At 62.7% G+C, this 24,927-nt stretch carries 27 protein-coding genes and 1 tRNA gene; 13 read left to right on the top strand and 15 right to left on the bottom strand.

What is annotated here, in order from left to right; all coding sequences use genetic code 11:
* Nucleotides 1-202: 202 nt before the first annotated feature.
* Nucleotides 203-691, top strand: a complete 489-nt coding sequence (locus tag D3880_RS00615) for a hypothetical protein (protein WP_119891612.1) — start codon at nt 203-205, stop codon at nt 689-691.
* Complete coding sequence (locus D3880_RS22585) at nt 681-1,490, top strand: zinc chelation protein SecC (protein ID WP_162934915.1); 810 nt, start codon at nt 681-683, stop codon at nt 1,488-1,490. Before D3880_RS00615 ends, D3880_RS22585 begins: the two co-directional genes overlap by 11 nt.
* 276 nt (nt 1,491-1,766) lie before the next feature.
* On the opposite strand, the gene D3880_RS00610 is transcribed toward D3880_RS22585, so the two are convergent.
* Nucleotides 1,767-1,967 carry a hypothetical protein gene (locus D3880_RS00610; RefSeq protein WP_119891611.1) on the bottom strand — a complete coding sequence of 67 codons (201 nt, stop codon included), beginning with the start codon at nt 1,965-1,967 and terminating at the stop codon, nt 1,767-1,769.
* Between the two features lie 67 nt (nt 1,968-2,034).
* Nucleotides 2,035-2,283, bottom strand: coding sequence for a helix-turn-helix domain-containing protein (locus tag D3880_RS00605; protein WP_119891610.1), 249 nt, complete (start codon nt 2,281-2,283; stop codon nt 2,035-2,037).
* 100 nt (nt 2,284-2,383) lie between these two features.
* Here D3880_RS00605 and D3880_RS00600 point away from each other — a divergent pair, with 100 nt between their 5' ends.
* Nucleotides 2,384-2,923, top strand: coding sequence for a hypothetical protein (locus tag D3880_RS00600; RefSeq protein WP_119891609.1), 540 nt, complete (start codon nt 2,384-2,386; stop codon nt 2,921-2,923).
* Nucleotides 2,924-2,959: 36 nt separating this feature from the next.
* Entirely contained in the window at nt 2,960-3,268 is a 309-nt protein-coding gene (locus tag D3880_RS00595; protein WP_119891608.1) for a hypothetical protein, read from the top strand.
* Nucleotides 3,269-4,152: 884 nt separating this feature from the next.
* Here D3880_RS00595 and D3880_RS00590 read toward each other — a convergent pair.
* Together D3880_RS00590 and D3880_RS00585 are read right to left on the bottom strand one after the other, a co-directional pair.
* Entirely contained in the window at nt 4,153-4,773 is a 621-nt protein-coding gene (locus tag D3880_RS00590; protein ID WP_119891607.1) for a helix-turn-helix domain-containing protein, read from the bottom strand.
* A complete protein-coding gene (locus D3880_RS00585; RefSeq protein ID WP_119891606.1) occupies nt 4,770-5,072 on the bottom strand; it encodes a helix-turn-helix transcriptional regulator in 303 nt (100 codons plus the stop codon). The genes D3880_RS00590 and D3880_RS00585 overlap by 4 nt, the downstream gene beginning before the upstream one ends.
* A 109-nt stretch (nt 5,073-5,181) precedes the next feature.
* On the opposite strand from D3880_RS00585, the gene D3880_RS00580 reads away from it, so the two are divergent.
* Nucleotides 5,182-5,760: a hypothetical protein gene (locus D3880_RS00580; protein ID WP_119891605.1), complete on the top strand. Its 579-nt coding sequence runs from the start codon at nt 5,182-5,184 to the stop codon at nt 5,758-5,760.
* A gap of 3 nt (nt 5,761-5,763) precedes the next feature.
* Here the strand turns inward: D3880_RS00580 and D3880_RS00575 are convergent, their stop codons facing one another.
* Entirely contained in the window at nt 5,764-6,846 is a 1,083-nt protein-coding gene (locus D3880_RS00575; RefSeq protein WP_238474390.1) for a site-specific integrase, read from the bottom strand.
* 105 nt (nt 6,847-6,951) lie between these two features.
* A tRNA-Arg gene (locus D3880_RS00570) sits at nt 6,952-7,028 on the bottom strand.
* Between the two features lie 373 nt (nt 7,029-7,401).
* On the opposite strand from D3880_RS00570, the gene gabD reads away from it, so the two are divergent.
* From gabD to D3880_RS22900, 4 genes are all read left to right on the top strand, one after another.
* Nucleotides 7,402-8,850, top strand: a complete 1,449-nt coding sequence (gabD, locus tag D3880_RS00565; protein ID WP_119891604.1) for an NADP-dependent succinate-semialdehyde dehydrogenase — start codon at nt 7,402-7,404, stop codon at nt 8,848-8,850.
* 173 nt (nt 8,851-9,023) lie between these two features.
* Nucleotides 9,024-10,304: a 4-aminobutyrate--2-oxoglutarate transaminase gene (gabT, locus tag D3880_RS00560; protein ID WP_119891603.1), complete on the top strand. Its 1,281-nt coding sequence runs from the start codon at nt 9,024-9,026 to the stop codon at nt 10,302-10,304.
* Nucleotides 10,305-10,519: 215 nt separating this feature from the next.
* The gene (locus D3880_RS22970) at nt 10,520-10,663 is read left to right on the top strand and encodes a hypothetical protein (RefSeq protein WP_162934914.1); all 144 of its coding nucleotides are present in this window, start codon (nt 10,520-10,522) and stop codon (nt 10,661-10,663) included.
* Between the two features lie 142 nt (nt 10,664-10,805).
* Nucleotides 10,806-11,879, top strand: coding sequence for a methyl-accepting chemotaxis protein (locus D3880_RS22900; protein WP_119891602.1), 1,074 nt, complete (start codon nt 10,806-10,808; stop codon nt 11,877-11,879).
* Here D3880_RS22900 and D3880_RS00550 read toward each other — a convergent pair.
* Nucleotides 11,876-12,565, bottom strand: a complete 690-nt coding sequence (locus D3880_RS00550; RefSeq protein ID WP_119891601.1) for a Crp/Fnr family transcriptional regulator — start codon at nt 12,563-12,565, stop codon at nt 11,876-11,878. The two genes, D3880_RS22900 and D3880_RS00550, sit on opposite strands and share 4 nt — an antisense overlap.
* Nucleotides 12,566-12,654: 89 nt before the next feature.
* On the opposite strand from D3880_RS00550, the gene D3880_RS00545 reads away from it, so the two are divergent.
* Nucleotides 12,655-13,179 (top strand): Mpo1 family 2-hydroxy fatty acid dioxygenase, encoded by a 525-nt coding sequence (locus tag D3880_RS00545; RefSeq protein WP_119891600.1) that lies wholly within the window; start codon nt 12,655-12,657, stop codon nt 13,177-13,179.
* Between the two features lie 293 nt (nt 13,180-13,472).
* Here D3880_RS00545 and D3880_RS00540 read toward each other — a convergent pair whose 3' ends face one another.
* The 6 genes from D3880_RS00540 to oscA all read right to left on the bottom strand — a co-directional run bounded on the left by D3880_RS00540 (nt 13,473) and on the right by oscA (nt 18,661).
* Nucleotides 13,473-14,219 (bottom strand): hypothetical protein, encoded by a 747-nt coding sequence (locus D3880_RS00540; protein ID WP_119891599.1) that lies wholly within the window; start codon nt 14,217-14,219, stop codon nt 13,473-13,475.
* 180 nt (nt 14,220-14,399) lie between these two features.
* On the bottom strand, nt 14,400-15,389 hold the full coding sequence (locus D3880_RS00535) for a sulfate/molybdate ABC transporter ATP-binding protein (protein WP_119891598.1): 990 nt from the start codon (nt 15,387-15,389) through the stop codon (nt 14,400-14,402).
* Nucleotides 15,390-15,392: 3 nt separating this feature from the next.
* On the bottom strand, nt 15,393-16,265 hold the full coding sequence (cysW, locus tag D3880_RS00530; RefSeq protein WP_119891597.1) for a sulfate ABC transporter permease subunit CysW: 873 nt from the start codon (nt 16,263-16,265) through the stop codon (nt 15,393-15,395).
* A 10-nt stretch (nt 16,266-16,275) separates the two neighbouring features.
* Nucleotides 16,276-17,094, bottom strand: a complete 819-nt coding sequence (cysT, locus tag D3880_RS00525) for a sulfate ABC transporter permease subunit CysT (RefSeq protein WP_119891596.1) — start codon at nt 17,092-17,094, stop codon at nt 16,276-16,278.
* 215 nt (nt 17,095-17,309) lie between these two features.
* Nucleotides 17,310-18,317, bottom strand: coding sequence for a sulfate ABC transporter substrate-binding protein (locus tag D3880_RS00520; RefSeq protein ID WP_119891595.1), 1,008 nt, complete (start codon nt 18,315-18,317; stop codon nt 17,310-17,312).
* Between the two features lie 161 nt (nt 18,318-18,478).
* Nucleotides 18,479-18,661 (bottom strand): sulfur starvation response protein OscA, encoded by a 183-nt coding sequence (oscA, locus tag D3880_RS00515; RefSeq protein ID WP_119891594.1) that lies wholly within the window; start codon nt 18,659-18,661, stop codon nt 18,479-18,481.
* 218 nt (nt 18,662-18,879) lie between these two features.
* On the opposite strand from oscA, the gene D3880_RS00510 reads away from it, so the two are divergent.
* The 3 genes from D3880_RS00510 to D3880_RS00500 all read left to right on the top strand — a co-directional run bounded on the left by D3880_RS00510 (nt 18,880) and on the right by D3880_RS00500 (nt 22,485).
* Nucleotides 18,880-20,289: a sodium:proton antiporter gene (locus D3880_RS00510; protein ID WP_119891593.1), complete on the top strand. Its 1,410-nt coding sequence runs from the start codon at nt 18,880-18,882 to the stop codon at nt 20,287-20,289.
* Between the two features lie 93 nt (nt 20,290-20,382).
* A complete protein-coding gene (locus tag D3880_RS00505; protein WP_119891592.1) occupies nt 20,383-20,964 on the top strand; it encodes an alpha/beta hydrolase in 582 nt (193 codons plus the stop codon).
* 606 nt (nt 20,965-21,570) lie between these two features.
* Nucleotides 21,571-22,485: a sigma 54-interacting transcriptional regulator gene (locus D3880_RS00500; protein ID WP_119891591.1), complete on the top strand. Its 915-nt coding sequence runs from the start codon at nt 21,571-21,573 to the stop codon at nt 22,483-22,485.
* A gap of 426 nt (nt 22,486-22,911) precedes the next feature.
* Here the strand turns inward: D3880_RS00500 and D3880_RS00495 are convergent, their stop codons facing one another.
* Both D3880_RS00495 and D3880_RS00490 read right to left on the bottom strand, forming a co-directional pair.
* Nucleotides 22,912-23,874 (bottom strand): SDR family oxidoreductase, encoded by a 963-nt coding sequence (locus D3880_RS00495; protein ID WP_119891590.1) that lies wholly within the window; start codon nt 23,872-23,874, stop codon nt 22,912-22,914.
* On the bottom strand, nt 23,862-24,776 hold the full coding sequence (locus D3880_RS00490; protein ID WP_119891589.1) for a bile acid:sodium symporter family protein: 915 nt from the start codon (nt 24,774-24,776) through the stop codon (nt 23,862-23,864). Before D3880_RS00490 ends, D3880_RS00495 begins: the two co-directional genes overlap by 13 nt.
* Between the last annotated feature and the right edge of the window lie 151 nt (nt 24,777-24,927).

The following is a 24,927-nucleotide window of genomic DNA, read 5'->3' as shown; positions in this document are numbered from 1 at the left end:
GTTGAGTTCTATCACATCTATCAGATGTGGTGAAAGCATAATCCGACAGCATTGGGCCTCAACCACCGCGCCTGCGCACCCAGACAGAGCCGCTCAACCACAAGTCTGCCTCGCTCTCACCTTCCAAGGCCTGAACTGGCGTCACACACTGATTAGTATTAGCCTATGGCAGTTCACTACCTTGAAGGAGTTTGCGATAAATATGGCATTCATGGAAATTGAAGAGAAATTCCAAGTACGGGAAGAGTCCTTGACGCTTGCGGGGCTACTGAGTAAAGCGCCAATATCATTAGCTGAAACCATTAAGAACAAGAGCGTGGTAATTCTGCCGTCTCATGGCACGATCGATGCGTTCTACGCAGGCAGTCTCGATATTCTTGATCACCTAAATAACAATGAAATAGATGCTGACATTTATGCCTCCGACGAGGATTACAAAGAGCTGAGCCTGCATGGTGCAGATATTTGGCTTGGTACGTTCTTTATCACCAGCGTTGTTGTTCCGATTTTTTGCAATGTCATATCATCTTATATTTACGACAAGCTTAAAGCAAAAAATGAAGATAAAATTTCCCTGCAGATCATTGTTGAGAGGAAGAATGGCACAACAACCTCTGTTAATTTTGATGGAAAAATTGAAAGCCTTGATAAGGCTATCAACGCTGTAAAGGAGTTGGATGATGCGCATTGAGCTATCAACTTTTGAAGACTCAGATAGCCCTGAAATTGCGAGGATATTAGATGAGCTTAAAGAAATTAAAAAGAACGCCATTGCCCTTGGCGATGAAGAGCGTGCAAATAACTGCTGGAGAGAGCTTGAAGCTCTTGAGTTGAACTTAATATATATAAAAGCATTCCACAAGATAAAGAACAAGCAGTACAGGGAGGCCTGGTACGATCTAGAGCAGTGCGAAATTAAATGCCAATTTATTCAGGAAAACTCAAGCAAGGACTTCTGTGCTAAAACAAGAGTTAGCTTCATAGGCGCAAAAGCTCTGAGCTGGCAATCACTGTACCCTTATTGTGTATTTTCCAGTCCTGGGTTTACTGTCGGTTATTACACCTGCAGCATATGTGACCATAAGATCCGACCTCGATCCAGGTGTGCCCACAGCAAGGGAAAAATATATAATGGGGAACTGTGCCTTCATGTGGGGCACGACCTAGAGCTCAAGGAGATATCGATAGTTTCAAAGCCAGTCCAGAAATACTCTGTTGTTCACAACGATGAAACCTTGGATTTCTCCCTGATAGAATACCTGATTGATTTTCTAGAAGATGCATTTGAAGAGTGGGGTGCTATTCGAACAAGAATGAAATTCCCTATCGAAAAATTCTCCCGTGTCAAATTAGATCAAGACTGCCCATGTAAGGGTGGCGGTAGATTTGGTGACTGTTGCTCAACCAAAAGTGAGATTGAGATACCTCATGTGGACTTCGTATTCCACAAAGAAATATCGAACCCCGCCGAAATAAGATTTCCTTACTAATAGCAGCCAACCTCCAAAATCTAGAGTATTACTTACGCCGCTATTGGTGCTCCCAAGACGTAAGATGTTATTACGATAAAGAAACGCCTGCTTTGGATCGAGTGCAGTCTGTCGTTACTACGGTGTGACTAGTCAAAGCGCATGCAAGCGAATGGTCGACACGAATGCAAATGCTTGATCATGGAGAATGCAATCAGTCGTCAAGTCGTTCAATTACGCCCCGCAGTATACTCATCGTGCCGAACTATCCAGAGCCTGCTGAATGCGCTTTAGTCGCTAACTAGAGGATTCCTCTAATGCGACATAGTCGTTAAGTGGCAAAACGTGGCCATCTGGAAACCTGGCACACCAAGCTCCGTCGAGCTTGACGGCGTCGGGCAAGCCGAGAGCAGCACTCTCTCTGACGGCCTTGGCGGTGGCATCGGCCATTAGATTGTTGGCGAGCTCGAGCCCAATTTCTTCAATGATGGATTTCATAGTGCCAGTCTTCACTATTTGATTTGCGGAGCCTTGCTACCTCAGATGTAAAGGGCGACAACGCACGTCATTTTGCGCCAAGGGCTTGTTCATAGGCTCTTGAAAAGCTCGCCAAGTCCATCCCTAGCACTAGGCATAGATCGCGCAATTGCACGATATCTAGCCTTCTCACTCCTCGCTCAACGTCGCTCATGAACGATTGTGGTCGTCCAAGAGCCGCAGAGCATTGAGCCTGCGTCAATCCAGACTCCATGCGCATGTGCTTCAACTGCTGAAGAAAAATCTCATATTCGGGCCTGTAGATAGCCTTGGTCATAGCCGCGTGTCTGTGAGGGGCGGCTTGCCAAGCTATATCTGCTTTTAAGATATCTGATTTTCAGATAATTTCGCCTCATTCATTGATACGAGGACGAAAGATGAGGTCGGCATGGGAGCTATTGCGAGCGATGTGGGTTGTCGGGTGCATACCGATCGGGGCGCTGCTGCTGATTGTCATGGTGCTGTGTGGGTTCAACCTAGCATTCTTCCTCGGCATCAGCGGTGGTGCAGACCCGGTTGTGCGCTGGTTGTTCTGGGCCTTGGTCTTGTATTTCATGGGCGGGGGTTGGTTGTTCTGGTGGGTTGATCAACGCTATGCCGGCAAGCTGAAACAGCTAACTGCAGCGTTCCAGGCTCAAGGCTTTCGACCCCAGGTCGAGGTATTCGCGAAGATGAGCGATGCCTACCTAGGCATTGATAGCTCCGCACGCAGATTGCTGGCCTACCCCGTCGATGGCGCAGGGCATTTCTTCCAGCTAGCTGAAATCAGCTCTTGGCGCATTGTGCCGGTCGGGAAGCGTAACCATCGGCTAGAGCTACTGACTAGCAACCTTAAGATTCCGGTGTTCAGCCTTGTGCTGAAACCGGCCGAGGTGCTTACCACTGAAGCCAGGTTGGCCGCTTTGCTCGGCGCATAGGGCAACAGTCAACGATCCTTCAAGAAGGAGAACCATATGCTGAGCAACAACTCTCCACTGTCAATCGCCACCACTGTGCTGGCCGGCGGCACAATCGAGGCTGTCCGACGTTCTCCATCCTTCCATGCGCGAGCCTGGCAGATACTTGACCGCTGGGCGTTCAACAGTCCGATGGAGCTCCGTCAAATTGAGGCGGAAGGCGAAATCATTCTGCTGGAACGGTTGCTCATTCAGCAGGAGTTGGAGCATCAGATTCTGTGCTCAGAGGGAGGGTTGATCCATCAGCGGCATGGCCTTACAGAGCACGAGACTTTGGCACTGCATGGGGTCTCAGGCAGCCTCTGACTGGCTTCGCTTATGGGGTCTCGGGGCTTGCCCTGAGCAAGGGTGGTAGGTCGGGAAGGGAGTGCAACGACTGCAGCCGACCGATTGCTATTTCGCCGTTTACGGCGGTATAGCAAACCCTACCTTGTCCCGCTGTTCTGGCGCACTGAAGTTGAAAGCTACGTTAATCGCTTGGGTAAACGCTGGTATATCGGTTTGGTGACGCCTGGTTGAACTTGATTACAGTGCTGGCGATGCAGCCAGGGTGACAGGTTAAGGCTACGTCAGAGGACGGCGGGGGATTCTGAATTGACGCCACGGGAAATCCCCTTGGACAGCTCTCTGACAACCCAGATAAGTCATACAGTGCGTATCTGCGAATGGGCGGATTAATTGGACTGCCAACCAGCAGTAACCAGTGGCTGTGAGCGCGAATGAAACTAGCGCCAAACAAGTACGCGATTCGAGAGAGATTGGCAGGCGTGCCTGCTACAGCAAATTGACGGCAGCTTCGAAGAAATCATGGAGGCTAAGCGGCTCAATCGTGAGTGGCTGATGCAGACTATCGAGCAGGCCTCACCTGAGGAACGGGGGCGACTGCCGAGCGACGCAGGGAGACGATGCGCAAACCAGAGGGCGAGCAGCGCCGCCAGCGTCTGGGTCCGCCCGCGTTCTGCGTGCTTGGAAAGTAGGGCTGCTTCCTGACGGCAAGGCTCCGCATTGGCGGTAGGGAGGAGCAGAAACGGTGTTTCGGCCGACCTCGCACTGATTGGCTATAGCTTTACTTCTCTTCTAGTTAGGCTGACTGCCTGTCAGGTAAACACCCCCTTGACCTGCCAGCCTGTCACCTTCAGCCACAAACTACCTGACAAACAGTCAGGCGACTGTGTGGCGTGTGGATAACCTCAATATTCCTGCTCTTTACGCTTCTGCAAGGTGTTGCGTATCGACATCAACGACTCGTATAGCGCGGGGCTACTGCGTTCAAGCTCCTGCAGGTGTTGGTGGCTGATCTGCAAGCCCAAGCTATTTTCTCCTTGGATGATTTGAAGCTGCTCGATGTGGATGACAGGCCCGGTTGATAAACCGTTTCGTAGCATGGCTTTCAGCTCGTCCAGAACATCTCTGAGGCGCACCGGCTGATAGTCCCAGCTGGCCATGGCTTGATGCTGTCCCCGCCCATCTTTGATGGGGATCTTTTCTCGCAATCGATAGCTATTGTGCCCTTTAGCGCGGTTCTTGCTGATGTAGCCATAGGCCTCAAGGGATTTGATCTTGCGCATAACCTGACGCTCACTGATCCCGGCCTTCTTCGCGATTGTCGCCACTGAGGGAAAGGCGACACCCGTAACCAGGTCGCAATGCGATTTGATAACGCAGTAGACGGCAAAGGCGTCCGGTCCGAGCCTGGCCAATTCGTTATCAACCATGGATTTAAAAACATGAAACCAATTGAGCTCCGCGCGCTTCGTGGCCGGTGCTTGTGGCAAATCAGGCTTTCCCGTTGAAGTCTCGAAGGTGGTCATTTGCGTGCCTCTACCTGCGACTTCTTGGTAGGGCGACCGCCTGGACGAATTGTTTTTTGCTGGAGAGGTTCCTGACTCCTGATCTCTCCGACTTGGGGGCCAGATCGCATCCACTGCCGCAGATCACCCAGACGCCAACGAAGCCGGGATAAGCCAGGAACTGGATCTAGCCCAGGTAATTTGCGCTGCCGAACAGTGAGGATGCTGAAGCCAGTTAGGGCAGCGACTTCGGCCACTCCGATCAACACGTCGTCGCCGAGTTTTTGGATTTTCTGGATGGTTTCGTAATCGACATTCATGGCCGCTGTCGCCTGATTGCATTGGGGTGCATTCAGTGTTCGCCAGAGACAGCTGGGCTACCTAGGACAGCTTTTTGACATGCGCTGGCGTTAGCCGAAGAATTACCGCATGCACGCCAATACCGATCTGACCCACCAAGAAGCATTCGAACTCGTGGTTCGAGAGATGCGCATGCATACCGAGTCGGGTCGAAAAAACTTCGCTCTACGTGCCCCCCAAGATATGGCGGTCTACTTGTTCGCCGGTGCGTTGAAGCAGTCAGGGCTTTCGATGGTGGCGCTCGAGTGTTTGCTGTCGGAGCAAAAGCTGTCCGGGCTCAGTGGTTCGGAGGACGGTCGAGTCTTGCGGCGCTACATGAGCGGCGAAACGCGCATGACCTGGCCAATTTATCGGCGCCTGGCCTTCTGGGTTCTGGCAAATGAATGGATCAGCTCATGGGGCATCCGCGACCTGCTGTTCAGAACCTATCAGCGAGAGGCCGCGCAGCTGTCTGCACGGATGCTGCTGCGCAAGCTCAAGCGAGGTCTTAGGCTGGATTCACTGACTCCGACGTATGTGGCTGATTGCTTTGATCGCACTTATGCGCAGCTACTGCAGGAGTGCGAGTTAGATGCGTTGCGGAATGTCGAACGCAATAGCGGAGCCAGAGAGTTGGCAGACGCCCTGGCGCTCAATCTTCAGCGCTGAGGGTCAGGCCAGCTTGGCAGCCAGTTCTTCAGCTGTGATGTTGTAGTAGCGCTTCAGCATATTGACCTCCCGATGCCCAGTCACACTGGCTAGCTCGATCAAGTTGGGCAGTTTGGTGGCCAGGCGACAAGTTGCCTCGTGGCGAAGGTCATGGAAGCGCAGGTCGAGCAGAAAGCCCTCCTGAGGCGTCACCTGCGCCTCCTCGCAATCTTCCAAGTATCGGGCTCGCGCCCTCGCCAAACCACGTGTAAAGGCCTTCTTGAGGGCGTCAGCGGTAGTGGGGAACACTCGACCGCAAAGCGACCTGGGCAGCTCTCTCAACAACTGTGCAGCTTTGGGCGTGAGCGGTAGCGTTCTGGGTAGACCATTCTTGGTGGAGGGTAAGTGGGCCGTCCGGCGATCCAGACTTACATGCTTCCACAACAGCTGGAATAGCTCGCCACGGCGCATGGCGGTTTCCAGGGCGAGCTGCACGATGGGGCGTATCCAGGGATTGTGCGAGCCCTCGGCGTAAGTGCCATCTGCACGCCGCTCGAAATACTCCAGGGCAGCCAGTAGGTAGTCTTCTTCATCCGGGGCCAGACGACGGGAGCGCTCGTCGTTGTAGCTCGGCCGGCTGACCATGCGCACCGGGTTTTCAGCCAAGTGAATACCCCATTCGCGGCGTGCCACTTCCAGCACGCATTGGAATAGCGCCAGCTCTCGCTTGACCGTATTGCCCTTGCGTATCTTCAGGCGCTCATCACGGTAGCGGGCAAAGTCGGAAGAGGTGAGGGTGGCGACGATTCGGGTAGCCAGTGGATGACGCTTCAACGCTTCGAGGCGTTTGATTTCCGAATAGGCACCTTTGTGCTTCGGGGCGACCTCAGAAATGTAGCGATCGATCAGCTCATAAAAGGCGGTGCGTTCGGCTTCCACGCGGGAGACGAAAATGCCTCGGTCGATTTCGCTTTCAATCATGCGTGCCCAGGCTTGGGCGTCGGCTTTGGTTTCGAAGGTTTTGCGCTGGGCTGGATAGCCCTTGCGGCGAATTTGCGCTTCCCACTGATACTCGCCGCGATTCCTGATTGTTGCCATTTCGACCATTCCCGCCACATTCAAGTGTGGCAAATTTGTGGCAAAAACGACTTTCAGGACTAGGACAGGTTTCTGTCAGAAGCGCTAACCCCTTGAGAACCAAGGGAAAGAAGGTGGCGCATCCGGCGGGATTCGAACCCACGACCCCTGCCTTCGGAGGGCAGTACTCTATCCAGCTGAGCTACGGATGCAATGCGGGCGCAATCATACGCATCTCGCTGGCGGGCGTCCATGCCGGTGGTTTCGTTCGCGATATTGAACGAACGTACGTAAAGGTCGGCGACTTGTGGGGGAAATCCTCAAGCTTCTCTATGTTTCGTTAATTTTTTCGAACAAACTATTGCCCTTTGCCAGTCGCGACCCTAGGATTCGTTTGAGATTTCAAACGCCTCGGTCGATTTTGCCGGGGAACTAACGGATCGAGTTCGGATCCTGAGTTCACCGCCGGCTGCAGGCCTTATCGGATGCGCTTCCGCGCCAGACTTTGCCGAGCTCGCCGCTGTGTGGCGAGTTCGTTTCAATCAATCTGCCCGGCGCCTGGGTGTCGGCTTTGAGGAGACTGTCATGCAACTGAAAGACGCCCAACTGTTCCGTCAGCAAGCCTACATCGACGGCGCTTGGCAGGACGCCGACAGCGGCCAGACCATCAAGGTCAACAACCCGGCCACCGGCGAAATCCTCGGCACCGTGCCGAAGATGGGCACCGCGGAAACCCGCCGCGCCATCGAAGCGGCCGACAAGGCGCTGCCGGCCTGGCGGGCGCTGACCGCCAAGGAGCGCGCCGGCAAGCTGCGCCGCTGGTTCGAACTGATGATGGAGAACCAGGACGATCTCGGCCGCCTGATGACCCTCGAGCAGGGCAAGCCGCTGGCCGAGGCCAAGGGCGAGATCGCCTACGCCGCCTCGTTCATCGAGTGGTTCGCCGAGGAAGGCAAGCGCATCTATGGCGACACCATTCCCGGCCACCAGCCGGACAAGCGCATCATCGTCATCAAGCAACCGATCGGCGTTACCGCGGCCATCACCCCGTGGAATTTCCCTGCGGCGATGATCACCCGCAAGGCCGGCCCGGCCCTGGCTGCCGGCTGCACCATGGTGATCAAGCCGGCCTCGCAGACCCCCTACTCGGCGCTGGCGATGGCCGAACTGGCGCACCGCGCCGGCATCCCCAAGGGCGTGCTCAGCGTGGTCACCGGCAGCGCCGGCGAGGTCGGCGGCGAGCTGACCAGCAACCCGATCGTGCGCAAGCTGTCGTTCACCGGCTCGACCGAGATCGGCCGCCAGCTGATGGCCGAGTGCGCCAAGGACATCAAGAAAATCTCCCTGGAGCTGGGCGGCAACGCGCCCTTCATCGTCTTCGACGACGCCGACCTCGATGCCGCGGTCGATGGCGCGCTGATCTCCAAGTACCGCAACAATGGCCAGACCTGCGTGTGCGCCAACCGCCTGTACGTGCAGGACGGTGTCTACGACGCCTTCGTCGAGAAGCTGAAAGTGGCGGTGGCCAAGCTGAAGATCGGCAACGGCCTGGAAGACGGCGTGACCACCGGTCCATTGATCGACGACAAGGCGGTGGCCAAGGTCCAGGAACACATCGCCGACGCCGTGGGCAAGGGCGCCAAGCTGGTCAGCGGCGGCAAGCCGCACGCGCTGGGCGGCAGCTTCTTCGAGCCGACCATCCTGATCGACGTGCCGGGCAACGCCGCGGTGGCCAAGGAAGAGACCTTCGGCCCGCTGGCGCCGCTGTTCCGCTTCAAGGACGAGGCCGAAGTGATCGCCATGGCCAACGACACAGAATTCGGCCTGGCCTCGTACTTCTACGCCCGCGACCTGTCCCGCGTGTTCCGCGTCGCCGAGGCGCTGGAGTACGGCATGGTCGGCATCAACACCGGCTTGATCTCCACCGAAGTGGCGCCGTTCGGCGGCGTCAAGGCCTCCGGCCTGGGCCGCGAAGGCTCCAAGTACGGCATCGAGGATTACCTCGAGATCAAATACCTGTGCCTGGGGTTGTAAGCCAAAACTAATGAGGGCGGATGACGCCAGGCGCGTCATCCGCCTATGCATTTGTAAAACCCGCGCGTCCGGCCCAGGCCCTTGCAGTCGATCATCGTATGCTGCCAGTGCTGCTTAACCAGGCGCATTTGTCCTTGAACTGAACCGCACGATGAGCGGCCAATGAGGAAACCATGAGCAAAACCAACGAATCCCTGCTGCAACGCCGTGCTGCCGCTGTCGCCCGCGGTGTCAGCCAGATCCACCCGATCGTCGCCGAGCGCGCGGAAAACGCCACCGTGTGGGACGTCGAGGGCCGCGAGTACATCGACTTCGCCGGCGGCATCGCCGTGCTCAACACCGGCCACCTGCACCCGAAGGTGATCGCCGCGGTGCAGGAGCAGCTGACCAAGCTGACCCACACCTGCTTCCAGGTGCTGGCCTACGAGCCGTACATCGAGCTGTGCGAGGAAATCGCCAAGCGCGTGCCGGGCAACTTCGCCAAGAAGACCCTGCTGGTCACCTCCGGCTCGGAAGCGGTAGAGAACGCGGTGAAGATCGCCCGCGCCGCCACCGGCCGCGCCGGCGTGATCGCCTTCACCGGCGCCTACCACGGCCGCACCATGATGACCCTCGGCCTGACCGGCAAGGTCGTGCCCTACTCCGCGGGCATGGGCCTGATGCCCGGCGGCATCTTCCGTGCCCAGGCGCCGTGCGCGCTGCACGGGGTCAGCGAGGACGAGTCGATCGCCAGCATCGAGCGGATCTTCAAGAACGATGCGCAGCCGCAGGACATCGCCGCCATCATCATCGAGCCGGTGCAGGGCGAGGGTGGTTTCTACGTCAACTCCAAGGCCTTCATGCAGCGCCTGCGCGCGCTGTGCGACGAGCACGGCATCCTGCTGATCGCCGATGAAGTGCAGACCGGCGCCGGGCGCACCGGCACCTTCTTCGCCACCGAGCAACTGGGCGTGGTGCCGGACCTGACCACCTTCGCCAAGTCGGTCGGCGGCGGCTTCCCGATCTCCGGCGTGTGCGGCAAGGCCGAGATCATGGATGTCGTCGCCCCCGGCGGCTTGGGCGGCACCTATGCCGGCAGCCCGATCGCCTGCGCCGCGGCGCTGGCGGTGATGAAGGTGTTCGACGAAGAGAAACTGCTGGAACGCTCGCAGGCCGTCGGCGAGCGGCTGATCGGCGGCCTCAAGGCCATCCAGGCCAAGCACAAGGTGATCGGCGACGTGCGCGGCCTCGGTTCGATGGTCGCCATCGAGCTGTTCGAGGGCAACGACGAGAGCAAGCCGAACGCCGAGCTGGTCACCAAGATCGTCGCCAAGGCGCGCGACAAGGGCCTGATCCTGCTGTCCTGCGGCACCTACTACAACGTCATCCGTTTCCTGATGCCGGTGACCATCCCCGACGCGCAGTTGGACCAGGGCTTGGCGATCCTCGCCGAGTGCTTCGACGAACTCGCCTGAGTCTCACCAGTCAGGCGTATTTGAGACCCGCTCCGGCGGGTCTTTTTTTGCCTGGAACAAGGCCTGCGACCAAAGCGCGATGGCCGGAACTGGCGGCGCGGGTAAGGTGCCGCCATTTTGCGGAGGCTGGCGATGAGCACGCTGGCGACCGGTGGCGGGCCGCGGGGCTGATCGCCGATACCGAGCCGGGGAGCCGCGGGCTGCTTGCCGAGCTGGTGCGCCAGGTGCGTGGCGATGCCCAGCTGGCGCATCTGCCGGCGAAGCCCGAGTTGGCCGGTCTGCTGGCGAGCAAGGCGGCGCAGATGCTGCGGCTCGGAGCCACGTCCGTGCAGCGGGCGCTGGCGCAGGTGGCGGACTGACCGGCGGGCAGCGTCAGCCAACGGCCAGCGGGCGGCAAAGTTTTCAAGTCGCCGTACTTGCAGCCGATCTACTGGAGACTTAGGTTCCGCGCGTCCGGCGTGGAGCCGTCGTCCAGCCCAGATTGCCTTCGAGGCTCCTCCGATGCGCCCTGCCTACGCCCGCCACCCCTATGCCGCCCTGCTACACGCCATCGGCCTGGGGGTGCTGATGGCGACCTACGCCCATTGGCAGCTGCCGTTGAGCTGGAGCATTCCCGCCTACCTGCTGCTGGCGCTGTGGCCATGGCTGGGGCCCTGGAAGGTGGCGGAGCACGAACTGCCAGCGCCGCAGACGGCGTTGCCGGCAGTGGCGGCGCCCTGTGCGGCCTGCGCCCAGCGCAACGCCCGCGCGGCGCACTGGGCCGGCGCGGCGCAGCAGTTGGCCGCCGGCCTGCAGGCGCACCGGCTAGGCCTGGAGCAGACCGGCCTGCAGCTGGACGCGCTGCTGCACCAGGAGCAGGCGGGCGGCGCGCGCCTCGGGCAAACCCTGGTAGTCGCGCAGCAGGCCAGCCGGCACAGCATTGCCGGTCAGGCGCAACTGCAGGAGGCGGCGACCCGCATGCGGGCGTTGGGCGAGCAGACCCACACCAGCTGCGAGCTGCTCGAGGGCCTGAATGACCGCAGCGCGCAGATCGAACTGGTCACCCAGGCGATCCAGTCGATCGCCAGCCAGACCAACCTGCTGGCACTCAACGCCACCATCGAGGCGGCGCGGGCCGGCGAGCAGGGCCGCGGCTTCGCCGTGGTCGCCGACGAGGTGCGCAACCTCGCCGGGCGCACGGCTGCGGCCACCGGCGAAGTCGGCCAGATCGTCGGCGACATCCGCCAGCAGAGCGCCGCCGTGGTCGCCCATCTCCAGGCCCAGGCCGAGCAACTGGAGCAGGCCGCCGGTCAGCTCGGCGACACCGCCGAGCACTTGCAGGGCGTCACCGCCTTGGCTGCCGAGGTGGAAAGCCAGCTGGCCGGGATCGGCGGTGACAGCGCCAGGCAACAGCAGCAGCTCGCCGAGCTGACCGCCAGCCTCGCCCAGCTGCACGCCAGTGGCGCGGCCAACCATGCCCATAGCCGCCAGTTGGGCGAGCACGCCGAGGCCGGACAGTCGCACGCGCCGCTCGCCGCGCTGGCCGACCCCGCCGGCATGGCGAATGACGATGTGCGGGTCGGTAGCCGCGACTAGCGTTTGCCGACCTGGCGCAGGCGTTCCAGGTCGAGGATTTCGATCTCGCCATAGGTCAGGCGTAGCACGCCCTGGGCTTCGAGGTCCTTGAGAATCTGGTTGGTGGTCTGCCGCGAGATCGCCAGCATCAGCGCCAATTGCTCCTGGGCCAGGTGGATCAGCCGGCGCTCGCCACTGACCTCGCCATAGCCCTCGGCGATCATCACCAGGCGGCGCGCCAGGCGTGGCGCGGCCGGCAGCAGGCTCATCTCCTCCAGGGCGATAAAGGCCAGGCGCAGCTTTTGGCTGAGCAGCAGGGCGAAGTCACGCCAGTGCTGCGGCTGCCGTTCGAGCAGGGCGAGCAACGCCGCCTGCGGCACGCTGAGCAGCACGCAGGGGCCGTCGGCGTAGGCGTCGTGGGTGCGCGGCTGGCCGTCGAACAAGGCGATCTCGCCGAACCAGTAAGGCGGCTCGATCAGGGTCAGCAGCGCCTCCTTGCCGGTCTGGCTGACCGCGCCGATGCGGATGCTGCCGGCGACCACCGCGTACAGCCCGCAGGGTTTGTCTCCGCGGCTGAACAGCCGTTGCCCGGCGTCCAGACGGCGCAGGCTGGCGGCGTCCAGCAGGGCGTCCTGCAGCTCGGCCGGCAGATGGCTGAACCAGTGGCCGCTGAGCAGCAGCGGGCGGTAAGCGTGGGCATCGGACATGCTTTCCCTTGGGGTTTGTCGGCTAGCTGACAGAGCGCGCGGCGCGCGCGGGGCATTATCGGCGCTACTAGCCTGCGAGGATAACCCTAATGAAAACCCTCACCGAGCACCTTGGCCAATACGCCGAGTACCACCGCGACCGGCGCAACATCGCCAGCCACTTCATCGGCATTCCGCTGATCGTCCTCGCCGTCGCCGTGCTGCTGTCGCGCCCGGGTGTGGAAGTGTTCGGCCTGTGGCTGTCGCCGGCGGCACTGGTGGCGCTGGCGTCCGCGTGGTTCTACCTGCGCCTGGACCTACGCTTCGGCCTGGTGATGGCCGGGCTGCTGTGGCTCAGCCTGTGGGCGGGCGCGGTGCTGGCGGTACAGGGCACGGCGGTCTGGCTGGGAGCCGGTCTGGGGCTGTTCGTCATCGGCTGGCTGATCCAGTTCATCGGCCACTACTACGAGGGGCGCAAACCGGCCTTCGTCGATGACCTCATGGGCCTAGTGGTCGGCCCGCTGTTCGTGGTCGCCGAACTGGCCTTCCTCTGCGGCCTGCGCGACGAGGTACGGCGGGCGGTGGAGAAGCGCGCCGGGCCGACCTGCATTCGCCACGGCAAGGCGCTCGGCTGAGCTCGGCAGGCAACAAAAAAGCTATGTTCCAGTTACGTGTTGCAACCCGCGCGCCCGCTCTGGCTCCCCTCTCCCTGCTCTCATTTATGAAGAGGGGGAGAGGGGCTGGGGAAGAGGGAATCAGGTCGGGCAAGGCGTTGGCCTGACCGCTCCACCCCTCTCCCTAACCCTCTCCCCGGAGGGGCGAGGGGATAAAGCAAAAAGCCCCATGCACCGATGCCCGCCCAACACTTAACTGGTACATAGCCACAAAAAAACCGGCTGATGCCGGCTTTTTGTGTGTTGGGGTGGGCTCAGTTGGCGGCCATCAGCTGGCTGCTCAGCGAGCGGGCGTGACGGTCGACCTGGGTCGGCGCGAAGGGCCGGCCGGAGCTGCTTTCCATGTTGGTGACGCCGCTGTTGAGGTCGCTGAGGGCGACTCTCAGGTAGTTCCAGCGCAGCTTGATCTTGTCCAGCCGCGGTGTGCTCTTGTCGTCCAGCTGGCTGAGCTCGCCATCGATGCGAGGCACCAGCTTGCGCTCGTCCTGGCCGAGGTACTGTTCGGTGTTTTCCTTGGCGATCTCGAAGGAGCCGATATAGGAACGGAACAGGTACTGCACCGTCAGGTACTCGACCTGGACCGGGATCAGCTCGCGGGCGTTGCCCGGGGCCTGCGGGTTGACCGCCATGAGGAAGTCGCGCAGGGCCTTGCTCAGGTCCCGTGGGTAGCTCCAGGGCATGTCTTCTTCGTTGGGACCGAAGGTCAGGCCGCGACGCAGTTCGCTGACCAGCAGCTGGTGCGATTGGCGCATCGCGTCGCTGATCTGCGGGCTGCTCTTTAGCGCCGCATCCAGCGCCGCGAGGTCGCTGTTCAGGCGCTCGGCATGCACGCTCTGCTGGCCTTCGCCACGATACAGCAGCAGGCTGCTGGTGGCGCGGCAGGCGTTGACCTGCATCTGTTCGGTGGGGCTGGCGGCCTCGGCGAAGGCCAGGGAGGAGAGGCTCGCCAGTAAGGCCAGGGTGCAGGCGAGTAGCGGGTACCACAATGACTTTCCACGCATACCGAGGCGCTCCTTGTTATTGTTGTGAGCAGTCCGGAGGGATACCAGTGCGAAGACTGGCAATGGCGACAGGTTACTGGGCCACTAGGGCGGGGATATTACCCTAAAGCGTGATTTTTTCAGCCCCCCTCACAGGCATTACTGTGCCGGCGCGGCCGCAGCCCGCCGCCATCGCCAGGTTCAGCGATGGGCGACCGGCTGCCCGGCCTTGGGTTTGAAGTACAGGCTTTCACCGCGTGCCAGGCCGCTCAGGCTGTCGTGATCCTTGACCACTTCGGCCTCGATCAGCTCGTCCTGGCCGGCGACCTTGAGGGTCACCCGGGTGATCGCACCGAGCGGGCGGATGTCACGCACTTCGGCGAGCTGATGATCGTCCAGCGCCGAACGGGACAACGACACCTCATGCGGGCGGAACAGCACGTGGTGATCCTCGCCGATGAACAGGCGGTTGGAATCGCCGAGGAAGTGGTAGACGAAGTCGCTCTGCGGGTGCTCGTAGACCTCGCCCGGCGCGCCGATCTGCTCGATCACACCCTTGTTCATCACCACGATGCGGTCGGCGACTTCCATCGCCTCTTCCTGGTCGTGGGTGACGAACACGCTGGTCAGGTTGATCTCCTCGTGCAGGCGCGCCAGCCAGCGGCGCAGCTCCTTGCGCACCTTGGCGTCGAGGGCGCCGAAGGGCTCGTCGAGCAGCAGGATCTTCGGCTTCACCGCCAGCGCGCGGGCCAGGGCGATGCGCTGGCGCTGGCCGCCGGACAGCTGTTCCGGGTAGCGGTCGGACAGCCAGTCGAGCTGCACCATGTTGAGCAGTTCGTGGACCTTGTCGGCGATCTCCGCCTCGCTCGGCCGCTCGCCCTTGGGTTTCATGCGCAGGCCGAAGGCGACGTTGTCGAACACCGTCATGTGGCGGAACAGCGCGTAGTGCTGGAACACGAAGCCGACGTTGCGGTCGCGCACGTCGTGCTGCGAGACGTCTTCGCCGTGGAACACGATATTGCCCTGATCCGGGGTTTCCAGGCCGGCGATGATCCGCAGCAGGGTGGTCTTGCCGCAGCCGGACGGGCCGAGCAGGGCCACCAGCTCGCCGCTGTGGATGTCCAGGTTGATGTCGTTGAGCGCCTTGAAGGCGTTGAAGTTCTTGCTGACGTTACGGATTTCGATCGACATGAATTATTCCTCGTCAGCTTTGGACTTGAGGCGGGACAGGCGGGCTTCGCTCCACTGCTTGAGCAGCAGGATGATCAGCGCCAGGATCAGCAGCAGGCTGGCGACGCTGAAGGCGGCGACGTGGTTGTATTCGTTGTAGAGGATCTCGACGTGCAGCGGCAGAGTGTTGGTGACGCCGCGGATGTGCCCGGACACCACCGACACCGCGCCGAACTCGCCCATCGCGCGCGCGGTGCACAGCACCACGCCGTAGATCAGGCCCCATTTGATGTTCGGCAGGGTCACGTGCCAGAACATCTGCCAGCCGTTGGCGCCGAGTAGGCGCGCGGCCTCTTCTTCCTGGGTGCCCTGCTCCTGCATCAGCGGGATCAGCTCGCGGGCGACGAAGGGCACGGTGACGAAGAGGGTGGCGAGGACGATGCCGGGCACGGCGAAGACGATCTGGATGTCGCGGTCCTGCAGCCACTCGCCGAAGTAGCCCTGGGCACCGAACAGCAGCACGTAGATCAGGCCGGCGATCACCGGTGACACCGAGAACGGCAGGTCGATCAGGGTCACCAGCAGGCTCTTGCCGGGGAACTCGAACTTGCTCACGCACCAGGCGGCGCTGACGCCGAACACCAGGTTGAGCGGCACCGAAATGGCCACGGCGATCAGCGTCAGCTTGAGGGCCGACAGCGCGTCGGCCTCGAAGATGGCGCTGGCGAAGGTGCCGAGGCCCTGTTTCAGCGCCTCGCTCAGCACTATGTAGAGCGGCAGCAGGAGGAACAGGGCGAAAGCCAGCCAGGCGCCGGCGATCAAGGCGCGGCGGCCCCAGACGTTGCCGCGGCGGGCGGCGTTGGCAGAGGCGGCGGCGGTTAGCGTTGCGGATGACATGACGGCCTCCTCAAGGGGTTTCGATGCGGCGCTGCAACAGGTTGATCAGCAGCAGCAGGATGAAGGAGACCACCAGCATCAGCACGCCGATGGCGGTGGCGCCGGTGTAGTCGTACTGGTCGAGCTTGACCATGATCAGCAGCGGCAGGATCTCGGTCTTCATCGGCATATTGCCGGCGATGAAGATCACTGAACCGTACTCGCCGACGCCGCGGGCAAAGGCCAGGGCGAAACCGGTCAGCCAGGCCGGCAACAGCGCCGGCAGGAGGATGTGGCGGAACACCTGCAGCGGTTTGGCGCCGAGGCAGGCGGCGGCCTCCTCGACTTCGCGGGGGATGTCGGCGAGCACCGGCTGCACCGTGCGCACCACGAACGGCAGGGTCACGAAGGTCAGCGCCAGGCAGATGCCCAGCGGGCTGTAGGCGATCTTGAAACCGAGCTCGCTGGCGAACTGGCCGACCAGCCCGGCCGGAGCGTACAGCGCGGTCAGGGCGATGCCGGCAACGGCGGTGGGCAGGGCGAACGGCAGGTCGATCATGGCGTCGATGATCTTGCGCCCGGCGAAGTCGTAACGCACCAGCACCCAGGCCAGCAGGGTGCCGATCAGGCCGTTGATCACGGCGGCGCCCAGCGCGGTGCCGAACGAGAGCTTGAGGGCGGCGAGCACCCGCGGCGCGGAGATGATCGCCCAGAATTGTTCCCAGCTCAGCTGCGTGGTCTTGAGGAACATCGCACCCAGGGGAATCAGCACCAACAGGCTGAGGTACACCAGGGTGTAGCCCAGCGTCAGCCCGAAGCCGGGTATGACGGGGGAAATGCGGCGTGACATGGTCAGTCCTTATATCTGCCTGCTTGTTGATCAAGTAGGAACGCTCGGAAAACGGCCGGGCCGTCTGTCCTGATTCGCCTGGGTCCGCGTGCGACAAAGGGAAGCCGCGGCTTCCCTCTCTCGTTGCGCGGCGGGGCGGCGATTCTAACCCCTCGTGGTTCACTCGTAGGATGGGTTGAGCGCAGCGATACCCATCCTACGTTCGCTCTGCGAGCTTACTGGGCCTGATAGATCTGGTCGAACACGCCACCGTCGTTGAAGAACTTCGGCTGCGCGCTCTTCCAGCCACCGAAATCCTTGTCGATGGTGACCAGGTTGAGCTGCGGGAACTGCTTGGCGAATTCGGCGGCGACCTTGGCGTCACGCGGGCGGTAGAAGTTCTTCGCCGCGATGCGCTGGCCTTCCGGGCTGTACAGATGCTTCAGATAGGCCTCGGCGACTGCGCGGGTGCCCTTCTTGTCGACGTTCTTGTCGACCACCGCCACCGGCGGTTCAGCGAGGATCGACAGGCTCGGCGCGACGATCTCGAAGTTCTCGCCGCCCTGTTCCTTGAGGGCCAGGAAGGCTTCGTTCTCCCAGGCTAGCAGCACGTCGCCGATGTTGTTGTTGACGAAGGTGATGGTCGAGCCACGGGCACCGGTGTCGAGGACCGGGACGTTCTTGTAGAGCTTCTCGACGAACTCCTGGGCCTTGGCTTCGCTGCCGTACTGCTTGAGGCCGTAGGCCCAGGCCGCGAGGAAGTTCCAGCGGGCGCCGCCGGAGGTTTTCGGGTTCGGGGTGATCACCTCGACGCCCGACTTGACCAGGTCGTTCCAGTCCTTGATGCCTTTCGGGTTGCCCTTGCGCACCAGGAACACGATGGTCGAGGTGTAGGGGGTGCTCGCGTCCGGCAGGCGCTCCTGCCAGTTTTCCGGGATCAGCTTGCCGAGCTTGTTCAGTTCGTCGATGTCGCCGGCCAGGGCCAGGGTCACCACGTCGGCCTTGAGGCCGTCGATCACCGCGCGCGCCTGCTTGCCGGAGCCGCCGTGGGATTGCTGGACCTTCACGGCTTCGTGGCCCTGGGCCTGCCAGAATTTATTGAACTCGGCGTTGTACTCCTGATAGAGCTCGCGCGTCGGGTCGTAGGACACGTTGAGCAGTTCGCTGGCGCTGGCGGCAGCGGCGGCCGGGCCGGCAATCAGGGCGCTGGCCAGTGCGGCCAGGGCGAAACGGCGGATAGACATGCTGTAGCTCCTAATAAGGCAATTGCGCTCGGGTGTTGGCTGTTTGTTGTGGTTGGCGTTAACGCCGCATTCGCGGACGACAGCGCTGCATGGGCATGCTCGAGCTGTGCCTGGGGCTAGGATTCATGTGGTTTCCTCCGGCGTTCCGGTCGGCCTGGCATTCAGCCCTGCTTGGCTTGCGGCGCTTGCAGGCGAAATTTTTCCTTGCGCTCGATCTGCACGACCTGGCCGTTGTGCACGGTGATTTCCACCGCACCGAAGCGCAGGCCCTGCAGGGCGCTGTGGATCTCACGCAGGATGCTGGCTTCGTCCTGAGCTTCAATGCTGCGAAGGGATGCGCTCATCTCGATCTGCTCCTTGAATGGCTACCCGTGACGCTTGGGGCGCTGGGCGTGGAGCGGATAGTAGAGGGCTCGAAGATATTCTTTAAAATACTGTTTAAGAATTTTTATATAACCAGAATATATTTTTCATGCAGGGGCAGGGCTGCCCGCGGCTGTCGCTTTCCGTAGCAGTCTTGTTTAATGCCCGGCTTGTTCGTTGAGGCCTGTCAGGAGAAATGATGAAAGCGCTCTGCACCCGCCTGCTGGCGCTCCTGTGCCTGGTTCCTGGCCTGGCGGCGGCGGCCGAAATCGACGGCGCCAGCCTGAGCCTGGCCTGGGCGCTGCCGTTCGTCGGCATCCTGCTGTCGATCGCCCTGCTGCCGATCTTCGCCGCCAGGCTTTGGCATCAGCATTTCGGCAAGATCACCGCGCTCTGGGCGCTGGCCGTGCTGTTGCCGTTCGCCGCCAGCTTTGGCGGCCAGGCCACCGCCGCGCTGCTGGCGCATGCACTGCTGGCCGAGTACCTGCCTTTTATCCTTCTCTTGTTCGCCCTCTACACCATCTCCGGCGGCATCCTGGTGGGGGGCAACCTGCACGGTTCGCCACGGCTGAACACCGGCCTGCTGGCGATCGGCACCCTGCTGGCCTCGCTGATGGGCACCACCGGCGCGGCGATGCTGCTGATCCGCCCGTTGCTGCGCGCCAACGACAACCGCAAGCACCGGGTGCATGTGGTGGTGTTCTTCATCTTCCTGGTCGCCAACGTCGGCGGCGGGCTGACGCCGCTGGGCGACCCGCCGCTGTTCCTCGGCTTCCTCAAGGGCGTGGATTTCCTCTGGACCGTCGAGCACATGGCGCTGCCGGTCCTGCTGCTGTCGGCGGCGTTGCTGGCGCTGTTCTACGCCATCGACAGTTATTACTACCGCCGCGAGGACGAGTTGCAGGCGCACGACCCGTCGCCGGACTCGCCGCTGAAGCTGTACGGCCAGGCGAATTTCCTCCTGCTCGCCGGGGTGATCGGCGCGGTGCTGCTGTCCGGGCTGTGGAAGCCGGGCATCGGTTTCGACGTGCTGGGCACTCCGGTCGAGCTGCAGAACCTGGTGCGCGACGGCTTGCTGCTCGGCCTGGCGCTGCTCTCCCTGGCGCTCACGCCGAAGCAGGTGCGCGCCGGCAACGAGTTCAGCTGGGGGCCGATCGTCGAAGTCGGCAAGCTGTTCGCCGGCATCTTCATCTGCATCGCCCCGGCCATCGCCATCCTCCGCGCCGGCAGCCAGGGCCAGTTGGCCGGGCTGGTGGGGCTGGTGACCGCGGCCGACGGTGCGCCGATCAATGCCCTGTATTTCTGGCTGTCCGGCGCGCTGTCGAGCTTCCTCGATAACGCGCCGACCTACCTGGTGTTCTTCAACCTCGCCGCCGGCGACGCGCAGACCCTGATGCAACAATTGCCCGGCACCCTGCTGGCGATCTCCATGGGCTCGGTGTTCATGGGCGCGATGACCTACATCGGCAATGCGCCGAACTTCATGGTCAAGGCCATCGCCGAGCAGCGCGGCGTGCGCATGCCGAGCTTCTTCGGCTACATGCTGTGGTCGGGCGCGATCCTGCTGCCGCTGTTCGCCTTGCTGAGCCTGGGCTTCTTCCTGTTATGAGAAATAATGGAATAAACAAATATTTTCTTATTCCTTAACAGCTATACGACTTGCTCCTAGACTGCGCTCGACGAGACATTCCAGGAGGCCGCCATGCGCAGCCAAAGCATTCGCTATCTGATCCTGCCGGGCTGGCAGGGTTCGCCGGACGAGCACTGGCAGAGCCATTGGCTACGCAGTCTGCCCAACGCCCAGTGGGTCGCGCAGGCCGACTGGCAACAACCGCAGCGCGGCGACTGGGTGGCCGCGCTGGAGCGGGCGGTCGCCGCCGAACCGACGCCGGCCATCCTCATCGCCCACAGCCTCGGCTGCATCACCGTCGCCCACTGGGCCGCCAACGCGCCGCCGGCCTCGCGGCGGCGGGTGCGGGGCGCGCTGCTGGTGGCCCCGGCGGATGTCGAGCGCCCCGGCTGCCCGGAGCCGCTGCGCAATTTCGCGCCTATCCCGAGCGCGCTGCTGCCGTTTCCCAGCCAAGTGGTCGGCTCCGACAACGACGCCGCCGCCAGCGTCCCCCGCGTGCTCGAACTGGCGCGGCTCTGGGGCGCGGAAACGGCGCTCCTCGGCGACGCCGGGCATATCAACGTGAAGTCCGGGCATCGGCGCTGGGAGCAGGGTTTCGCCCACCTGTTCCGCCTGCAGAATCAGATTGAGCAGCAGGCCAGGCGCCGCGCCTGAGAGCCTGTCCAGGGGCTGCTGCGCGTCGGCCATACGGCGTTAAAAATGGCTATGTCCTAGGGTCTGTTGACGTTTCGTCACGGCCGCGACGGAGCCTGTTTTTGCGCGGGGCTAGGCGCGAGACGCGAAGTTTGGTCGTTCCAAATGAGCGTCGAGCAACGACGCGCCGCGCAAAAACAGGCCCGTCCCTGCGGGTTGCGCGGCAAATGGCGCCATGCGTCGTTGCGGGACTTGGCAAGGGAACGACCATTCCCTGCGTCCCGCGCCTAGCCTGGCGCCATTTGGCGCGGCAACGCGGTTCGCGACGAAACGTCAACAGACCCTAGCTAGGTGTTGAGCCGTGCAGGCCCAGCAGATGATGCCCGAAGCGATGATTCGTAGGGTGGGTTAGCCGGAGGCGTAACCCACCGAGCAGGCTGGACGCGGGTGTCCAGGGCGGCGCCGCTGGTGGGTTACGCCGCTACGCGGCTAACCCACCGCTACAAAAGCGGTGCGCAACTCTTAACTGGTACATAGCCTTAAAAATGGCTCTAGCTCGCGATCCCCTGAACAGCCCTTAAACGCTCCATTATTTATTGTGCCTGGCCACCCGGGCGGGAGTTCGCCATGCGCCACACCGAGACCTTCAGCCAGCCGCTGCTGACCCTGCCCGAGGCGGACAAGAGCCCGCTGAGCATCCGCGCCAAGGCGCTGGTGTTCATCGACCCGCGTTCGCGGCAACTGCGCGAGGCACTACAACAGCTGGCGCCGAGCGGCCTGCCGGTGCTGATCGAGGGCGAGACCGGCACCGGCAAGGAGCTGCTGGCCCGGCACATCCACCGCGAGAGCGAGCGCCCCGGGCTGTTCGTCGCGCTCAGTTGCAGCAGCCTCAGCCCCAGCCAGGCCGAGGCCGAACTGTTCGGCCACACCGCCGGCGCGCACGTCGGCGCGGCCAGCAGCCGCGCCGGCTGGTTCGGTTCGGCCAACGGCGGCACGCTGTATCTGGACGAGATCGGCGACCTGCCGCTGGCCTTGCAGGGCAAGCTGCTGGCGGCGCTGGAAACCCGCGAGGTGACCCGCGTCGGCGCCGCTCAGGCGAGCCCGGTGGAGGTGCGTCTGGTGGCGGCCACCAGCCTCGACCTGGCCCAGGCGGTGGCGGCGGGCAAGTTCCACGAGCGCCTGTATCTCTACCTCAACGAGGGTCGCCTGCCGCTGCCGGCGTTGCGCGAGCGGCCCGGCGACATCCTGGCGCTGGCCGAATATTTCCTCGGCCTCTACGCCCAGCGCCTGAAGCTGGCGCTGCCGCTGATCAGCCACGCCGCCCAGCGGGTGCTGGAGGCGCACAGCTGGCCGGGCAATACCCGCGAGCTGGAGAACGTCATCCACTTCGCCCTGCTGGTCAGCAGCGGCGCGGAGATCCACCCCGAACACCTCAACCTGCCGGCGCCGAACCCGGAGCACCTGGCCGCGCAGCTGCGCCAACTGGCCGCCGACCCGACGCAGCGCGAGGCCCTGCGCCAGCTGCTCGGCGATCTGCTGTAGGGCGGATTTCATCCGGGCTACGGACTTCGTAGGGTGGAAAACCGCGAAGCGTTTTCCACCCGCGCGGCGGTGGATGTGCAAAGCGACATCCACCCTCCTGGGATTTTCCCCAACGGGGGAGTCCCGCAGGGCGCGCTCTGGATTCCCGCCTTCGCGGGAATGACAGGGGTGAAGGGAAATTTCCCGCCCCCACCGTCGTCCCCGCGAAGGCGGGGCCCAGTAGCCCGGAGCAATCCGGGAAGGCGCGACCTGCATGTCCCGGGTTGCATCCGAGACCTGCAGGGGAAGCGTCAGCCCGTAGGATGGGTTAGGCGCTGGGCGCTGCTGCAGCGGCAGGCGAGTGTTTGGGTGCGCCGTAACCCATCATCGGGGCCTAGCCAGTCTTCGGCTGGCTGGGTATCGCTGCGCGCAACCTCCTCCGGTTTTTCAGCCGTGCGCCTGGACGCCCTGGGCGGCGAGGAAGGCGATGAACGCCTCGCGGCTGGAATAACGCGGCTGGTAGCCGAACTCTTCCTTCAGCCGGCGGTTGGCCAGCACCGGCCGGTAGCGCAGGAAGTCCAGCTGCTCGGGGCCGTACTGGGTCAGCCCGAGTGGCTTGAGCAGGCGCAGCGCGGTGCTGATCAAGCCGGCCGGCAGCGGCCGGTAGGGCTTGCCGAGGATCAGCGCGATCTCGCGCAGGCTCAGCGCGCCGTCGCCGGCCAGGTTGTAGATGCCCTCGGCGGACTGCTCCAGGCCCTGGCGGATGATGCCGACGACGTCCTGATCCCAGATGAACACGAAGCGGCTGTCGCTGCCCCGGATGCCCAGCACCGCGCGTTTCTTGAACATGGCGGTGATCTGGTTGTTGACCCGCTCGCCGAGGATGGTGCCCGGGCGCAGCACCAGCTGCTTGAGCCGCGGCTGCTGACGGCGCGCCTGCGCCAGCAACTGCTCGACCTCGCGCTTGTGCTTGGCGTAGGCGAACTGCGCATGGCCGCGCAACGGGTCGTGCTCGTCGATCCACTCGGCGTTCTCCGGGTAGTAGCCGTAGGCGGCGCCGGAGCTGGTGACGATCAGCTGGCCGACGCCGTTGGCCAGCGCCGCGTCGAGCACCGCGCGGGTGCCGCCGACGTCGATGGCGTGCAGCTTGGCCTCGCTCATCCCCGCCGGCGGGGTCACCACCGAGGCGAGATGGACTATGGCCTGCGGCCGCCAGGTGGCGATGCACGCGCGCACCTGCGCCGGCTGGCTAATGTCGAGGGTCACGGTCTCGAGGTTCGGTTTCAGCCACTGCTTGCCGAGGGCGCGGATATCGGCGGCGATCAGGGTCCAGTCGGGATGCTCGGCGCTGAGGTCGGCGAGCAGCTGCTGGCCGATAAAACCGGCGGCGCCGGTGATCAGGACGCGCATGCCAGAGCCTCCGGCGCCGGCAGCGGGCGCTTGCGCCAGAACAGCACCAGCAGCGCGCCGCTGACCAGGTGCCAGGTGCCCCAGAAGGCGGCGACCAGGGCCATGTTCGGCTCGCCGCCGAACTGGGCGAAGATCAGCCCGAGCGCGAGGCCGGAGTTGTGCATGCTGATCTCGATCACCATCGCCCGCAGGTTGGCGCCGTGCTGGCGCGCCAGCTTGGCCATCAGCCAGCCGAGGACGATGGCGCTGAGGTTGTGCAGGACGACGATGAAGAACACCAGGCCGAGGTTGCTGACGAACATCCGCCAGTTGCCGGCCACCGCGGCGAGCACGAACACGGCGAAGGCGAGCAGGGCGAAGCGTTTGAACCAGGGCATCACCCGCTCGGCGAAACGCGGATAGAGGTTGCCGACCAGCATGCCGAGCAGCAGCGGCAGACCGAGGAGGAAAACCAGGCTGATGACGATGCTGCCCTGGTCGACCTGCAGGGCGCTCAGGCGCCCGGCCAGGTACACCGAGGCTTGCGGGTTGAGCGAGCTGGTCAGGGCGAAGTTCAGCGGCAGCAGCACCAGCGCCAGCAGGCTGGACAGCGCGGTCATGCTCATCGACAGGGCGACGTTGCCGCCGGCCAGGTGGGTCATGACGTTGGACAGGTTGCCGCCCGGGCAGCAGGCGACCAGCAGCAGGCCGAGTTCGAGGCCGGGATGCAGGTCGACCGCCAGGGTCACGGCGAGGGTCGCCCAGGGCAGGATCAGGCATTGGCCGAGCATGCCGGCGAGCACCGGCTGCGGCCGGCGCAGCACGCCGACGAACTGCTTCAGACGCAGCTCCAGCGACACGCCGAAGATCATCAGCGCCAGCACCAGGCCGAGAATCAGCTGCTGGTTCGCGTCGTAATTCATGAAAACGGGCCTCTAGTTCTTGTTGTGGCCCGGCGCAGGTTAATCCCCGCAGCGGCGCCGCAACAGTGGCAGCGCCGGCCAGCCGCCGTGGCCGATTGCGCCAGCCGGGCGCAAAACCGCTCGCCAGCGCGCACGGATGGAAGAACTGCGA

This window comes from Pseudomonas cavernae (assembly GCF_003595175.1).
Lineage (GTDB): Bacteria > Pseudomonadota > Gammaproteobacteria > Pseudomonadales > Pseudomonadaceae > Aquipseudomonas > Aquipseudomonas cavernae.
This window is presented reverse-complemented; position numbering and strand designations above follow the sequence as displayed.

Excerpts from the sequence above, each read along its gene's own strand:
- D3880_RS00545 (WP_119891600.1), top strand. The coding sequence starts at position 12,655 with ATGAAAACCCTCACCGAGCACCTTGGCCAATACGCCGAGTACCACCGC.
- D3880_RS00510 (WP_119891593.1), top strand. The coding sequence starts at position 18,880 with ATGAAAGCGCTCTGCACCCGCCTGCTGGCGCTCCTGTGCCTGGTTCCT.
- D3880_RS00505 (WP_119891592.1), top strand. The coding sequence starts at position 20,383 with ATGCGCAGCCAAAGCATTCGCTATCTGATCCTGCCGGGCTGGCAGGGT.
- D3880_RS00535 (WP_119891598.1), bottom strand. The coding sequence starts at position 15,389 with ATGTCGATCGAAATCCGTAACGTCAGCAAGAACTTCAACGCCTTCAAG.
- D3880_RS00575 (WP_238474390.1), bottom strand. The coding sequence starts at position 6,846 with ATGGTCGAAATGGCAACAATCAGGAATCGCGGCGAGTATCAGTGGGAA.
- cysW (WP_119891597.1), bottom strand. The coding sequence starts at position 16,265 with ATGTCATCCGCAACGCTAACCGCCGCCGCCTCTGCCAACGCCGCCCGC.
- D3880_RS00605 (WP_119891610.1), bottom strand. The coding sequence starts at position 2,283 with ATGACCAAGGCTATCTACAGGCCCGAATATGAGATTTTTCTTCAGCAG.
- D3880_RS00580 (WP_119891605.1), top strand. The coding sequence starts at position 5,182 with ATGCACGCCAATACCGATCTGACCCACCAAGAAGCATTCGAACTCGTG.
- D3880_RS22900 (WP_119891602.1), top strand. The coding sequence starts at position 10,806 with ATGCGCCCTGCCTACGCCCGCCACCCCTATGCCGCCCTGCTACACGCC.
- D3880_RS00610 (WP_119891611.1), bottom strand. The coding sequence starts at position 1,967 with ATGAAATCCATCATTGAAGAAATTGGGCTCGAGCTCGCCAACAATCTA.
- gabD (WP_119891604.1), top strand. The coding sequence starts at position 7,402 with ATGCAACTGAAAGACGCCCAACTGTTCCGTCAGCAAGCCTACATCGAC.
- D3880_RS00600 (WP_119891609.1), top strand. The coding sequence starts at position 2,384 with ATGAGGTCGGCATGGGAGCTATTGCGAGCGATGTGGGTTGTCGGGTGC.
- D3880_RS00615 (WP_119891612.1), top strand. The coding sequence starts at position 203 with ATGGCATTCATGGAAATTGAAGAGAAATTCCAAGTACGGGAAGAGTCC.
- D3880_RS00550 (WP_119891601.1), bottom strand. The coding sequence starts at position 12,565 with ATGTCCGATGCCCACGCTTACCGCCCGCTGCTGCTCAGCGGCCACTGG.
- D3880_RS00540 (WP_119891599.1), bottom strand. The coding sequence starts at position 14,219 with ATGCGTGGAAAGTCATTGTGGTACCCGCTACTCGCCTGCACCCTGGCC.
- D3880_RS00500 (WP_119891591.1), top strand. The coding sequence starts at position 21,571 with ATGCGCCACACCGAGACCTTCAGCCAGCCGCTGCTGACCCTGCCCGAG.
- D3880_RS00590 (WP_119891607.1), bottom strand. The coding sequence starts at position 4,773 with ATGACCACCTTCGAGACTTCAACGGGAAAGCCTGATTTGCCACAAGCA.
- D3880_RS00585 (WP_119891606.1), bottom strand. The coding sequence starts at position 5,072 with ATGAATGTCGATTACGAAACCATCCAGAAAATCCAAAAACTCGGCGAC.
- cysT (WP_119891596.1), bottom strand. The coding sequence starts at position 17,094 with ATGTCACGCCGCATTTCCCCCGTCATACCCGGCTTCGGGCTGACGCTG.
- oscA (WP_119891594.1), bottom strand. The coding sequence starts at position 18,661 with ATGAGCGCATCCCTTCGCAGCATTGAAGCTCAGGACGAAGCCAGCATC.
- gabT (WP_119891603.1), top strand. The coding sequence starts at position 9,024 with ATGAGCAAAACCAACGAATCCCTGCTGCAACGCCGTGCTGCCGCTGTC.
- D3880_RS22585 (WP_162934915.1), top strand. The coding sequence starts at position 681 with ATGCGCATTGAGCTATCAACTTTTGAAGACTCAGATAGCCCTGAAATT.
- D3880_RS00495 (WP_119891590.1), bottom strand. The coding sequence starts at position 23,874 with ATGCGCGTCCTGATCACCGGCGCCGCCGGTTTTATCGGCCAGCAGCTG.
- D3880_RS00490 (WP_119891589.1), bottom strand. The coding sequence starts at position 24,776 with ATGAATTACGACGCGAACCAGCAGCTGATTCTCGGCCTGGTGCTGGCG.
- D3880_RS00595 (WP_119891608.1), top strand. The coding sequence starts at position 2,960 with ATGCTGAGCAACAACTCTCCACTGTCAATCGCCACCACTGTGCTGGCC.
- D3880_RS00520 (WP_119891595.1), bottom strand. The coding sequence starts at position 18,317 with ATGTCTATCCGCCGTTTCGCCCTGGCCGCACTGGCCAGCGCCCTGATT.